General features: G+C 72.0%; 10 protein-coding genes. 3 read left to right on the top strand and 7 right to left on the bottom strand.

What is annotated here, in order from left to right:
• Positions 1-6: 6 nt before the first annotated feature.
• The 6 genes from PGH47_RS34460 to PGH47_RS34435 all read right to left on the bottom strand — a co-directional run bounded on the left by PGH47_RS34460 (position 7) and on the right by PGH47_RS34435 (position 6,903).
• The gene (locus tag PGH47_RS34460) at positions 7-849 is read right to left on the bottom strand and encodes a nitrilase-related carbon-nitrogen hydrolase (protein WP_107907928.1); all 843 of its coding nucleotides are present in this window, start codon (positions 847-849) and stop codon (positions 7-9) included.
• A 155-nt stretch (positions 850-1,004) separates the two neighbouring features.
• Positions 1,005-2,603, bottom strand: a complete 1,599-nt coding sequence (locus tag PGH47_RS34455; protein ID WP_271666650.1) for a PucR family transcriptional regulator — start codon at positions 2,601-2,603, stop codon at positions 1,005-1,007.
• A gap of 30 nt (positions 2,604-2,633) precedes the next feature.
• Positions 2,634-3,917 carry an aspartate aminotransferase family protein gene (locus tag PGH47_RS34450; RefSeq protein WP_271666649.1) on the bottom strand — a complete coding sequence of 428 codons (1,284 nt, stop codon included), beginning with the start codon at positions 3,915-3,917 and terminating at the stop codon, positions 2,634-2,636.
• Positions 3,914-4,756: a nitrilase-related carbon-nitrogen hydrolase gene (locus PGH47_RS34445; protein WP_107907925.1), complete on the bottom strand. Its 843-nt coding sequence runs from the start codon at positions 4,754-4,756 to the stop codon at positions 3,914-3,916. The genes PGH47_RS34450 and PGH47_RS34445 overlap by 4 nt, the downstream gene beginning before the upstream one ends.
• A 191-nt stretch (positions 4,757-4,947) precedes the next feature.
• The gene (locus tag PGH47_RS34440) at positions 4,948-6,510 is read right to left on the bottom strand and encodes a hypothetical protein (RefSeq protein ID WP_271666648.1); all 1,563 of its coding nucleotides are present in this window, start codon (positions 6,508-6,510) and stop codon (positions 4,948-4,950) included.
• A 132-nt stretch (positions 6,511-6,642) separates the two neighbouring features.
• Complete coding sequence (locus PGH47_RS34435) at positions 6,643-6,903, bottom strand: helix-turn-helix domain-containing protein (RefSeq protein ID WP_271666647.1); 261 nt, start codon at positions 6,901-6,903, stop codon at positions 6,643-6,645.
• A 60-nt stretch (positions 6,904-6,963) separates the two neighbouring features.
• Between PGH47_RS34435 and map the strand changes: the two genes are divergently transcribed.
• Both map and PGH47_RS34425 read left to right on the top strand, forming a co-directional pair.
• Positions 6,964-7,731, top strand: coding sequence for a type I methionyl aminopeptidase (gene map / locus PGH47_RS34430; RefSeq protein ID WP_271666646.1), 768 nt, complete (start codon positions 6,964-6,966; stop codon positions 7,729-7,731).
• A 188-nt stretch (positions 7,732-7,919) separates the two neighbouring features.
• On the top strand, positions 7,920-10,472 hold the full coding sequence (locus PGH47_RS34425; RefSeq protein WP_271666645.1) for an ATP-dependent Clp protease ATP-binding subunit: 2,553 nt from the start codon (positions 7,920-7,922) through the stop codon (positions 10,470-10,472).
• Between the two features lie 4 nt (positions 10,473-10,476).
• Here the strand turns inward: PGH47_RS34425 and ggt are convergent, their stop codons facing one another.
• Positions 10,477-12,276 carry a gamma-glutamyltransferase gene (ggt, locus tag PGH47_RS34420; protein WP_271666644.1) on the bottom strand — a complete coding sequence of 600 codons (1,800 nt, stop codon included), beginning with the start codon at positions 12,274-12,276 and terminating at the stop codon, positions 10,477-10,479.
• Positions 12,277-12,394: 118 nt separating this feature from the next.
• Here ggt and PGH47_RS34415 point away from each other — a divergent pair, with 118 nt between their 5' ends.
• Positions 12,395-13,153: a hypothetical protein gene (locus tag PGH47_RS34415; RefSeq protein WP_271666643.1), complete on the top strand. Its 759-nt coding sequence runs from the start codon at positions 12,395-12,397 to the stop codon at positions 13,151-13,153.
• Positions 13,154-13,215 lie beyond the last annotated feature (62 nt).

Below are 13,215 nucleotides of genomic sequence, written 5' to 3'. Positions count from 1 at the left end.
GCGTTTTTACGGTGCCGTCAGCGGGCCGTACGTCCCCGGGGCGCGGTCCCGGTAGAACTGCCAGCGGTCGCGGACCTCGCGGAGCTTGGCCAGGTCCAGGTCGCGGACGACGAGTTCGGTCTCCTTGTCGCTCGCCACCTCGCCGACGAACTGGGCCTCCGGGTCCACGAAGTACGTGGTGCCGTAGAAGTCGTTGTCGCCGAGGTCCTCCACACCGACCCGGTTGATCGCGCCGACGAAGTACTCGTTGGCGACGGCAGCCGCCGGCTGCTCCAGCTGCCACAGGTAGCGGGAGAGTCCGCGCGAGGTGGCCGAGGGGTTGAACACGATCTCGGCACCGGCGAGGCCCAGCGCCCGCCAGCCCTCCGGGAAGTGACGGTCGTAGCAGATGTAGACGCCGATCTTCCCGACGGCCGTCTCGAAGACCGGCCAGCCGCTGTTGCCCGGGCGGAAGTAGAACTTCTCCCAGAAGCCCTGCACTTGGGGGATGTGGGTCTTGCGGTACTTGCCGAGGTAGGAGCCGTCCGCGTCGATCACGGCGGCGGTGTTGTACAGGACGCCCGGCTGCTCCTCCTCGTACATCGGCAGCACGAGGACGATGCCCAGCTCCTTGGCGAGCGCCTGGAAGCGCCGCACGGTCGGGCCCTCGGGGATCTGCTCGGCGTACTCGTAGAACGCCTTGTCCTGGACCTGGCAGAAGTAGGGCCCGTAGAACAGCTCCTGGAAGCACAGCACTTGAGCGCCCTGCGCGGCCGCGTCGCGGGCCGCCTGCTCGTGGACCTGGATCATCGATTCCTTGTCGCCGGTCCAGGCGGTCTGGAAGAGGGCGGCGCGGATCACTCGGCTCATCGGGACCTCCGGTCACTCGGTGTGCCAGAAGGCTAGGAAGTCCGAAGCGGCGGTTTGAGTTGCACGGTGTCACGTCTGCGGGCACGCGGCGTGCCACGGTGTCACCCTGTCGTGATCCCATGTTTCACCGCCGTTTTCCCAGGTCGTGGCAGGTTTCAGCTCTGTTGCGCGTCGTGCGCGAGGAGTGCGATGTGCACGGATGCGGCCTGTTCGAAGTCATCGAGGTCGACGCCGAGCCGTGTCTGTATCGCCTCCAGGCGGCGGTAGAGCGCGGGCCGTGAGACATGGTGGAGCTGGGCGGTGCGGGACTTGTTGCGGCCGGTCGCGAGGTACGTCCGCAGCACGGACAGCATGCCGTCGTCGGCCGCGCACAGCAGCCCGTCCAACTCCCGCTCCGCGAAGGACTGCACATGCGGATCGTCGCGCAACAGCCGGATCAGACCGCGCAGATGGACGTCCCTGAGGCGGACCACGGCCGGGAGGTCGAGGGCGGCCGAGGAGTCGGCGGCGTCGGCGACGTGCTGGGCCTCTCGCAGCCCCGTCGGCACGTCGTCCCAGGCGGTACGGGGGTCTGCGGCGGCCACGACGGTGCGGGCGGCCTCGGAGTGCACCCGGGCCGCGAAGTTCGCCGTCAGTACCACGGCGTCCTGGTCCCGGGCGAGGCTCAGCAGTACCGCCACGGCCCCGTCGGCCATCTCGGCGACGAGCCCGGACAGCCCCACCATGCGCAGTACGCGGTCGAGTTGGTCGGGGTCGACGTCCCGCACGACGAGCGGGACGAACGTCCGCCGGTTGACGGGCAGCCCGGCCGCCCGCGCCCGCGGCAGCAGCTGCCGTGCCGGTACGACCCCGCTGACGAGGTCGGTCAGCAGGCTCTGCGCGGACTGCTCCTCCCAGGTGTGCGCGGAGTTCCCGCCGAGCATGCGGTGCAGGACGAGGGCCTCGGCGGCGCGGTCGGCGAGCAGCCGTCCGGTGGCGGTGTCGCCGCGGTGCCCGCACAGCATGATCTGTCCCCAGCGCTCGCCGCGCCCGCCGAGTTCGGCGCGGATCCAGCCGTCGCCCTCGCTGCCTCCCCCAGTGCCTGAACGGCCTGGGTGGTGCCCCCATGCCTGCCGGGCGATGCGCTCCCAGTCGCGCAGCACGTCGTCCACGGCGGACCGCTCCCCCGCGGTGGCGAGGACGCGGTGGGCGAGGTTGGTGACGACGACGGGGCAGGCGCTGTGCGAGGCGACCTCGTCGAGCAGGCTCTGCAACGGGGCACCGGAGGTGATGAGCGCGGTGAGCGCGGTCCGAACGGACTCCGAGAGACTGACGGCGGCGAACTTGCGCCGCACGAGCCGGCACTGGACCTCTTCGGTGAGCTCGGCGAAGGGGAACGGCCGGTGCAGCACCACCATGGGCAGCCCGCACCGCTCGGCCGCCCGGCGCATCACCTCCGGCGGGGCGGGGAACGCCCGGCCGAGGCCCAGGACGACGGCCGAGGCCTCGGCGCGGTGCAGGGAGCGGATGTACTCGGCCTGCTTGTCCTCGTCCCCGGCGAGCAGCACGCCGGTGGTGAGCACCATCTCGCCGCCGGTGAGCATCACCCCGACGTCCGGTGCCTCGGCGACGTGCACCCAGCGCACCGGCCGGTCCAGCTGACCGGCGCCGGCCACCACCTCGGGTTCCCCGGCCAGCACCCGCTCCAGGGTGAGGACCTGCCGGACCGACAGGGCGGGTTCGGAGAGTTCCGTGGGCTCCGAGGTGGTGGTCATGGCGGCGTTCCCTTGCTCGGGTGGGTCGTGCTACAGGCTCCTCAGAGCGTTCTCGAGGATCGCGGCGCCCTCCTCGGCCTCCGCGACGGTGAGGGACAGGGGCGGGGCGACGCGCAGGGCGCTCGTGTTGTGGCCGCCGCCCTTGCCGATGAGCAGGCCGCCCTCGCGGGCCGCCTCCAGTACGGCGGACGCGGCGGCGGGGTCGGCCTCGTCGGTGCCGGGCCGGGTGAGCTCGATGCCCAGCATCAGGCCGCGGCCGCGCACCTCCCGGACGTGCGGCACCTGCGCGGCGACGGCCCGCAGCCGCTCCAGGAGCAGCCCGCCGACCCGCCGGGCGTTGCCCTGGAGGTCGTGTTCGATCAGGTAGGAGAGGTTGGCGAGGCCGGCCGCCATGGTGATCTGGGTGCCGCCGAAGGTCGAGATGCTGTTGGAGTCGAGGCAGTTCATGATCTCGGCGCGGGCCACGACGCCGCCGATGGACATGCCGTTGCCGATGCCCTTGGCGAAGGTCAGCATGTCCGGCGGGCCGGACCGGGCGTGCGCCTGCCAGCCCCAGAAGTGGTCGCCGGTGCGGCCCCAGCCGGTCTGCACCTCGTCGGCGATCCACAGGATGCCGCGCTCGGCGAGCACCTCGCGGAAGGCGGCGTACAGCCCGTCCGGTCCCGAGGTGAAGCCGCCGACGCCCTGGACGGGCTCGGCGATCAGCGCGGCCGGCGGGCGGGTGTGGCCGAGGAGGTCCTTGAGGTCGTCGACGCAGGCGGCGATGAAGTCGTCGTCGGAGAGGTCGGCGTAGGGGCCCCGGGTCCGGACGCCGCCGTGCACGTACAGCGTCTGGAGCGGCGACAGCGAGGTCGGTGACCAGCCGCGGTTGCCGGTGATGCCGACCGCGCTGAAGGAGCGGCCGTGGTAGCTGTTGCGCATCGCGAGGATCGAGTTGCTCTGCTTGTACGTCGTCGCGAGCAGGAGCGCGGTGTCGTTGGCCTCGGTGCCGGAGGTGGTGAAGAAGACGCGGGCGTCCGGGATGCCGCTCAAGTGGGCGATGCGCTCGGCGAGTTCGACCATGGGCCGGTTCAGGTACAGGGTCGAGGAGTGGACGATCCGCCCGGCCTGCTCGCTCACCGCCTTGGTGACCTCGGGCAGCGCGTGCGCGGTCATCGTGGTGAGGATGCCGCCGAAGAAGTCGAGGTAGCGGTTGCCGTCGGTGTCCCAGACGTGGCGGCCCTCGCCGTGGGTGATCTCCAGCGGCTCCTCGTAGTACAGGGCGAGCCAGTCCGGCATGACGGCACGGTGGCGTCCCAGGAGGTCCTTGGTCACGGCTGCACCAGCCCTTCGTATGCGTCGGGGCGGCGGTCGCGGTAGAACGCCCACTGCTGCCGCACCTCGTCGATCAGGTCGAAGTCGAGATCGCGCACGACGAGCTCCTCGCTCTTGTCGCTGGCGATCTCTCCGACAACCTGCCCACGCGGATCGACGAAATAGCTTGTCCCGTAGAAGTCGTTGTCGCCGTACGGCTCCTGTCCCACCCGGTTGATCGCGGCGACGAAGTACTCGTTGGCGACGGCCGCCGCGGGCTGCTCCAGCTGCCACAGGTAGGCCGAGAGGCCGCGCGAGGTGGCGGACGGGTTGTAGACCAACTGGGCGCCGTTGAGACCGAGTTGCCGCCAGCCCTCCGGGAAGTGACGGTCGTAGCAGATGTAGACACCGACCTTGCCGACTGCCGTCTCGAAGACGGGCCAGCCGATGTTTCCGGGCTTGAAGTAGTACTTCTCCCAGAAGCCCTTGACCTGCGGGATGTGGTGCTTGCGGTACTTGCCGAGGAAGGTGCCGTCGGAGTCGATGACGGCGGCGGTGTTGTAGTAGAACCCGGCCTGCTCGACCTCGAAGACGGGCACGACGATCACCATGCCGGTCTCGCGGGCCAGCTCCTGCATACGGCGCGTGGTGGGCCCGTCGGGGACCGGCTCGGCCCAGCTGTAGTGCTCGGGGTCCTGGACCTGGCAGAAGTAGGGAGCGTTGAAGACTTCCTGGAAGCCGATGATCCTGGCGCCCTGCCGGGCCGCCTCGCGTGCGTGCTCCTCGTGTTTCGCCACCATGGACTCGGTGTCGCCGGTCCAGGTGGCCTGGACCAGAGCGGCGCGTACGACGTTGGCCATGAGCTGCTCCTTCGACGGGACGTCAGAGCCTCTACGCCCGTAGAGGGGGGCCGTAGAGGCTCGAAAGTAAGCCCCCGGAACAGCCTTGCCAAGACCATCGTCGTTAACCCGCTGAGTCGATCAGGTTTCACCCTCCTGTGGGTGATGGATGGGGCCGGTGGGAGGGGTGTGCCGGGTGATGCGGGCTCGGGTCAGGCGGTGAAGCCCGCGACCCGCAGGGCGTGGACGAGGTCCCACCGGCACTCCTCGGAGACATCCCGGGCCGCCTCCAGCAGGAGCGGTACGAGTGCCCGCGGGTCCGTCTCGACGCTGCGGGCGGCCTCCTCCGGGGTGCGCACGCGGACGTAGGCGTCGAGGAGCGCGCGGACCTCGCGGCGGCGTCCGGCGCCGGTCAGGCCCAGTACGGCCTGCCCTATCTCGGGCGCGGGCCGCAGCACACCCTGCCGCAGTATCTGCTCCCCGTCCTCGGCGCGCCCCGCGGCGGTCAGCGCGTCGGCGGCGGCCACGAGCCCCTCGGCCGGCAGCGAGGCGGCCTCCCACAGCAGGGTCGCCCAGTCCGCCCCGAGCCCGGCGCGCTGCATCTCGGCGGCGAGCAGCGGCAGGCGTACGGCGGGCCAGTGCGCGGCCTCGACGAGCAGTACGTGCGCCTCGCCGCTGCGCCCCTCACGGCGCAGTCGCACCAGCGCCTGGACGCTCCCGGCGACCTCCCGCCGGTCCTCCGGTCCGGCAGCTTGCACCTGCGGCTCAGGGGTCACGGCCGCACCCGCGTCGTCCGCCCCGGCGAACCGGGCCCCGCGCGGGGTGCGTCGGGTGGTGGCGGCGGGTTGGGCGGGCAGCGTGGGCAGGACGGGCTCGGCGGTCGGCGGTACGACGACGGGGGCGGCCTCCTCCTCGACCATCCCGGCGAAGCGGGCGCTGCCGCGGCGGCGTTTGCGCTGCTTGGGGACGGGAGCGGGGCCGGTGTCCGGGGCGGACGTGTGCCGCGCGTCCGGCTCATCGGGCATCCTGGCCACGTTCTCAGCGGCGTACGGACCCGCGGGCCGCTCCTGACCGGGGCCCGGGCCGTCGGGGGCTCCCGCTCGCGAGTGCCACTCCGCCGGGTCGGCGGCCGGACCGCTGTCTGCGCGCCTCTCGCCGAGCCGCTCGGCCCGGGACCCGTCACCCCCACCGCCGCCGTCACCGACGTGGAAGGCGCCCGCCTCCTCCATCCGGTCCCGCTGGATCGCCCGCTCCCGTGCGCTCGCCGCGCGGCGGTCCAAGTCGGCCATCCGGAAGCGGAGTTCGGCGCATCGGGCGGTCGCGCGTTCGTGGTCGTCGCGGGCCCAGGCGAGGTCGAGCCGGATGGCCTCGGCCTGGTCGCGGCTGGTGGCGGAGGTGAGCAACCGGCTCAGTTCCGCCTGCCGTTCGGCGGCGTAGCGCTGTTCGCGGAGCATGACGTCGAGGCGGTCCCCGATGGCGTCGCGCCCGCCGGGACGGGCGTCGTAGGCGGCGAGGGCAGCCGCGTGCAGGGCGCGGGCGCGTTCCGTCTCGGGGCCGGCGCCGCCGGGGCCGTACTGGGCGGCGAGGTCCTGCAGCAGGGACTCCACCACGTCCCAGGGCGGCACCTCGCGGCCGTCGAGGCAGGCCCGCATACCCTCGGGGTCACGCTGCCAGAACACCCCGCACCAGCCGCCGCCCTGGTCCAGGCGCGCCGTGAGACCGTCCAGGTAGTTCACGAACTCCCGCATCCGAGCCGGGAGTTGATCCACTGACATTGCTCAACTCCCGCCAGACCGGAGCACTCCGGTCCGTTAGGCAACACCAGCCGTGTTACGGATGTGCTACGGGGAGTTTTCCGACTGGACGCAGAGTACGCCGGACCTACCGGAACGTGACGTGCGCACCTTTCAGGCGGCGGCATCGACGGCCGGCGCGCACCGCCCGACCAGTTCGTCCATCGACAGTCCGAGGGCCGCGGCCAGCGCGGCCACCGTGAAGAAGGCCGGCGTCGGCGCCCGGCCGGTCTCGATCTTGCGCAGTGTCTCGGCGGAGATCCCGGCGTTCGCCGCGACCTCCGTCATGCTGCGGCCGCCGCGGGCCTCGCGGAGCAGCCGGCCGAGCCGCTCGCCGCGTTCACGCTCTTCGGGAGTGAGAGGGGTGCGCACCATGGCGCCATTCTAATACCGCCCCCGAGCGGCCCCCATTTAAATACCGGTATAGTAATTGGCATGGTGGAACTGAAGACGGACAAGTCGATCGATGCGATGTACGTGACCGGACAGGTCGTCGGCCGGGCCCTGACGGCCGTGCGCAAGGCCGCCGACGTGGGGGTCTCCCTGCTGGAGCTGGACGAGGTGGCCCGCGAGGTGCTGCGCGACGCCGGGGCGACCTCACCCTTCCTCGGCTACCGTCCCTCGTTCGCCCCCACCCCCTTCCCCGCCGTCATCTGCGCCTCGGTGAACGACGCGATCGTGCACGGCATCCCGACCGGCTACCGCCTGCGCGACGGCGACCTGGTCTCCATCGACTGCGGCGCCGAACTGGGCGGCTGGGCCGGCGACTCGGCGATCAGCTTCACGGTGGGCCGGGCGCGCCCGGAGGACGTACGGCTGATCGAGACGACGGAGCGGGCGCTGGCCGCAGGCATCGGGGCGGCCGTGGTCGGCAACCGCATCGGCGACATCGCCCACGCCATCGGCTCGCTGTGCCGGTCGGCCGGATACGGCGTCCCGGACGGGTTCGGCGGCCACGGCATCGGCCGCAAGATGCACGAGGACCCGGGGGTGCCGAACGAGGGCCGCCCGGGGCGGGGCATGCCGCTGCGCCGCGGCATGGTGCTGGCCATCGAGCCGATGGTCATCGCGAGCGGCCGGGACGGCTACCACGCGGCACCCGACGGCTGGACCCTGTGCACGAACGACGGCTCCCGCGCGGCCCACGCGGAACACACGGTGGCGATCACCGACGCGGGACCGCGCGTCCTCACGGCCCGCTGAGGCCGGTCCTGGGCCGGGGCGGCCCCGCTGCCCGCCCGTTTCGCTGAAGGTGCCCCCGGCCACGGTTCGTGCGAAGGTGTTCTACGAACGCGGCCAGGTGTAACCGGCTTCAGCCCGGGTTACCCGACTCCGGCATGTCGATCAGCGAGGGCGACCCTGCCCGCGCAGGGAAGCCGGATGGGAACGCCATGAGCAGCGGCTTCAGTGGTCCTGAGGACTACGACCCCTTCGGAGAGTTCCTCGCCCGCTTCTTCGGCGGACCGCGCCCCGGTCCGCGGCAGATCGACATCGGGCGGCTGCTCAGTCAGCCGGCCCGGGAACTGGTGCGCGGCGCCGCGCAGTACGCCGCCGAGCACGGCAGCCGGGACCTGGACACCCAGCATCTGCTGCGCGCCGCGCTGTCCGCCGAGCCGACCCGGAGTCTGCTCAGCCGGGCGGGCGCGGATCCCGACTCGCTGGCGACGGAGATCGACGAGCGCTCGGGCCCGACCCAGCACCCGCCGGGCGAGGGCCCCCCGCCGACCTCGCTGTCCCTGACGCCGGCCGCCAAGCGTGCCCTGCTGGACGCGCACGACCTGGCCAGGGCGCGGGGGGCCGGTTACATCGGCCCGGAGCACGTGCTCAGCGCCCTCGCCGCGAACCCCGACTCGGCGGCCGGCCACATCCTGAACGCGGCCCGGTTCGCGCCCTCCGGCATGCCGCCCGAGGCCCCGGACGCGACGCAGTCCCGCCCCGGCGTCGACCAGCGGCCCCGCGTCGACACCGGCACGCCCACCCTCGACAAGTACGGCCGCGACCTCACCGAAATCGCCCGCCAGGGCCGTATCGACCCGGTGATCGGCCGGGACGAGGAGATCGAGCAGACCATCGAGGTGCTGTCCCGGCGGGGCAAGAACAACCCGGTGCTGATCGGTGACGCGGGCGTGGGCAAGACCGCGATCGTGGAGGGCCTGGCCCAGCGGATCGCCGACGGCGACGTGCCGGACGTGCTCAGTGGCCGCCGGGTGGTCGCGCTGGACCTGACGGGGGTGGTCGCGGGCACCCGCTTCCGGGGTGACTTCGAGGAGCGGCTCACCAACATCGTCGACGAGATCCGGGCGAACTCCGACCGACTGGTCATCTTCATCGACGAGTTGCACACCGTCGTGGGCGCCGGGGGCGGCGGCGAGGGCGGGTCCATGGACGCCGGGAACATCCTCAAGCCGGCGCTGGCCCGCGGGGAACTGCACGTGGTCGGCGCGACCACGCTGGAGGAGTACCGGCGGATCGAGAAGGACGCGGCGCTCTCCCGCCGCTTCCAGCCGATCCTGGTGCCCGAGCCGACCACGACCGACGCCATCGAGATCCTGCGCGGCCTGCGCGACCGCTACGAGGCCCACCACCAGGTCCGCTACAGCGACGAGGCACTGGTGGCCGCCGTGGAGCTGTCCGACCGCTATCTCACCGACCGCCGGCTCCCCGACAAGGCCATCGACCTGATCGACCAGGCGGGCGCCCGGGTACGGCTGCGCGCGCGGACCAAGGGCACGGACGTACGGGCCATGGAGCGCGAGGTCGAGCAGCTGACCCGGGACAAGGACCAGGCCGTCGCCGACGAGAGCTATGAGCAGGCGACCCAACTGCGCGACCGTATCGTCGAGTTGAAGAAGCGCATCGCGGACGCCTCCGGCGACGAGGAGATCGACGAGGGCATGGACCTGGAGGTCACCGCGGAGGCCATCGCCGAGGTGGTCTCCCGGCAGACCGGCATCCCGGTGAGCAGCCTCACCGAGGAGGAGAAGGACCGGCTGCTGGGCCTGGAGGACCATCTGCACGAGCGGGTCGTCGGACAGGACGAGGCGGTGCGCGTGGTGTCCGACGCGGTGCTGCGCTCGCGGGCCGGACTGGCGAGCCCCGACCGGCCGATCGGCAGCTTCCTCTTCCTCGGCCCGACCGGCGTCGGCAAGACGGAACTGGCGCGCGCGCTGGCCGAGTCGCTGTTCGGCAGCGAGGAGCGCATGGTCCGCCTGGACATGAGCGAGTACCAGGAACGGCACACCGTGAGCCGGCTGGTCGGCGCCCCGCCCGGCTACGTCGGTCACGAGGAGGCCGGTCAGCTCACCGAGGTGGTGCGGCGGCACCCGTACTCGCTGCTGCTGCTCGACGAGATCGAGAAGGCGCACCCGGACGTCTTCAACATCCTGCTCCAGGTGCTGGACGACGGCCGGCTGACCGACTCGCAGGGGCGCACGGTGGACTTCACCAACGCGGTCATCGTGATGACGAGCAACCTCGGCTCGGAGGCGATCGGCCGGGGCGGCGCCGGGATCGGCTTCGGTTCGGGCGACGCGGAGGCCGACGAGGAGGCGCGCAACGAGCGGATCCTGCGGCCGCTGCGCCAGCAGTTCCGGCCCGAGTTCCTCAACCGCATCGACGAGATCGTCGTGTTCCGCAGGCTGACCCCCGAGCAGTTGGAGCGGATCACCAATCTGCTGCTGGACCGCACCCGCCGGCTGCTGCACGCGCAGGGCGTCGAGGTCGAGTTCACCGGCGCTGCCGTCGACTGGCTCTCCGAGCGCGGCTACCAGCCGGAGTACGGCGCCCGCCCGCTGCGCCGCACCATCCAGAAAGAGGTCGACAACCAGCTGTCCCGGCTGCTCCTGGACGGCCGGATCGGCGAGGGCGGCCGGGTCACGGTCGACGTGGCGGACGGGCAGCTCGACTTCCGCACGGAAGACCTGCCGCCCGCCCCCGAGCTCTGAGGCGCTACCGCGCCGGCCGCACCACCATCGCCGAGCCGCCGCCGCGCCGTACCTTCTCGGCGGCGGCGAGCCACCTGCCGTCCGGCAGCCGCTGCACGCCGGTGGCCGCGCCGATCTCCGGGTTGGCCCTGAAGCTGTGCCCGATGGCCTCCAGTCGAGTCCTGAGCGGGCTGTCGTAGAGGCCCGGTTCCAGTTCCGTGGTCGCGGCGTTGCGCTGGCTGGCGCGCGGCGCGGCGATCGCGTCGACCAGCGGCAGGCCCCGGTCGAGGAACCCGGTCAGGGTCTGGAGCACGGTGGTGATGATGGTGGCCCCGCCGGGCGAACCGAGCGCCACGACGGGCTTGTCGTGCCGGTCGAGGACGATCGTCGGCGACATGGACGAGCGCGGGCGCTTGCCGGGGCCCGGCAGGTTCGGGTCGTGCACGGCCGGGCTCGCCGGGGTGAAGGAGAAGTCCGTCAGCTCGTTGTTGAGCAGGAAGCCGCGGCCCGGGACGGTGATGCCGCTGCCGCCGGTCTGCTCGATGGTGAGGGTGTACGAGACGACGTTGCCCCACTTGTCGGCCACCGTGAGGTGGGTGGTGCTGTCGCCCTCGTAGGTGGTCGGGGCGGCGGTGCCGCGCGCGTCGCAGGACGCCGGGTCACGCGGGTCGCCCGGCGCCACCGGGCTCGTCAGCACGGCGTCGTCCTTGATCAGGCACGCCCGCGAGTCGGCGTAGCGCTGCGACAGCAGCCCCTTCGTCGGTACGTCCTCGAAGGCGGGGTCGCCGACCCAGCGCCCGCGGTCGGCGAAGGAGATGCGGCTGGCCTCGATGTAGCGGTGCAGGTAGCGGACCTCGCTCGCCTTCGACAGGTCCGTGTTCTCCAGGATGTTGAGGGCCTCGCCGACGGTGGTGCCGCCGGAGGAGGAGGGCGCCATGGAGTAGACGCCGAGACCGCGGTAGGAGGTCTTCGAGGGCGCCTGCGACTTGACCCGGTAGCCGGCCAGGTCCTTCGCGGTCAGGTCGCCGCGGCGGGCGTTCCAACCCGAGGCCGGGTCCACGGGCGGGTTGTCGACGGTGTCGACGATGTCGTCGGCGATGTCGCCCCGGTAGAGCGCGCCGACACCCTTGTCCGCCAGCTCGGCGTAGGTGCGGGCGAGGTCGGGGTTCTTGAAGGTGGAGCCGACGACCGGCAGCGCGCCGCCCGGCAGGAACAGCTTCGCGGTGTCCGGGAAGTAGCGGAACCGGGTCTCGTTGGCGGCGGTCTGCGAGCGGAAGGTGTCGTCGACCCGGAAGCCGTCGCGGGCGAGGCGCTCGGCGGGCTTGAGGACCGACCCGAGGCTCTTGCTCCCCCACTGGTCGAGCGCCTTCTGCCAGGTGGCGGGCGTGCCCGGGGTGCCGACGCTGAGGCCGCTGCTGACGGCCTCGGCGAACGGGATCGCGGTGCCGTTCTCCGTGAACAGATCCGGGCCGGCGCTCAGCGGCGCGGTCTCCCGGCCGTCGATGGTGCGCACGGTGCGGGACCGGGCGTCGTAGTAGACGAAGTAGCCGCCTCCGCCGACGCCGGCGGAGTAGGGCTCGGTGACGCCGAGCGCGGCGGCGGTGGCGACGGCGGCGTCGACGGCGTTGCCGCCCTTGCGCAGGACCTCGATGCCGGCCGCGGAGGCATCGGCGTCGACGCTGGAGACGGCTCCGCCGTAGCCGACGGCCACGGGAACCTTCTCGACGGCGTGGGTGCCGGTGCCGGGCGGTGCCGCCGCTCCCACCGACACCACGGCGACCGAGATCGCCAGGACCGACAGTTTCCGCGCGACAGGGCGACGCATCAGCACCTCCAGTCAGGGACCGTTCGCGCAGCCTATTCGATCGGCATGCCCGCGTCAGCCTGCCCTCGCCGCCTTTCCTCGAACGTGGGTTTGCGTTCGCCCGCTACCATGCGCGCCCATGAATGACGACGTACGCAACATCGTCCTGGGCGTGGTCGCGGCCGGCCTCAGCGCCACGCTCGGCTGGCTCGCCCGCACCTATCTGTGGAAGCGCAGGCTGCGCCGCAAGCAGGCCTTCTTCGGGCTGCCCGACAACGCCGAGTCCTTGCTGGTGGTCAACCGCGGGGCCGGCGGGCCGGAGCTGACGGTGATGCGTTACGACGTGTTCGCACTGCTCGAACTGGCCGCCCTGATAAAGGACTGCAACGCCCACGCCCAGATAATCCCGCACGACGCGGCCCGCCAGGGCTTCGGCGAGCGCACGGAGTTCTGCGTCGGCGGCCCGGCGTCGAACCGGCGCATGGCGGCGCACCTCGCCTCGCTCCTGCCGGGGGTGCTCGTGAACGTGGACTCCGAACCCGGCCCGGACCGGGGGGCGTTCCAGATCGGCTCGGAGCGCTACCGCCTGGAGGTCGGCAAGGAGGAGTACGCGCTCCTGGCCCGGCTCACCGTCGGCGAGAGCCAAGGCCCGCGCCCGGTCTTCCTGTTCTGCGGACAGACCGCCATCACCAACCAGGCGCTCACCCGTTACCTCGCCCGCAACCACGAGCGGTTGTCCCGCAAGCACGGCAACGGCTCCTTCGCCCTGCTGTTGAAGGTGGTCAACTCGCAGGCGTACGGCCCGGACGTGGTGGAGCTGGTCGCCGATGTCACACGCGCCGCCCAGACTCCCTTGCCGACACCCGCGACTCCGCGCAATAGCCACCGTGCCTCCTGAGGTCCGCCACATTCCACATATCGTTACTGGCACGTAACTTACCGACGGGTTACTTGCGGTAA

This window comes from Streptomyces sp. HUAS 31, from assembly GCF_028198125.1.
In the GTDB taxonomy this organism is placed as follows: domain Bacteria; phylum Actinomycetota; class Actinomycetes; order Streptomycetales; family Streptomycetaceae; genus Streptomyces; species Streptomyces chartreusis.
This window is presented reverse-complemented; position numbering and strand designations above follow the sequence as displayed.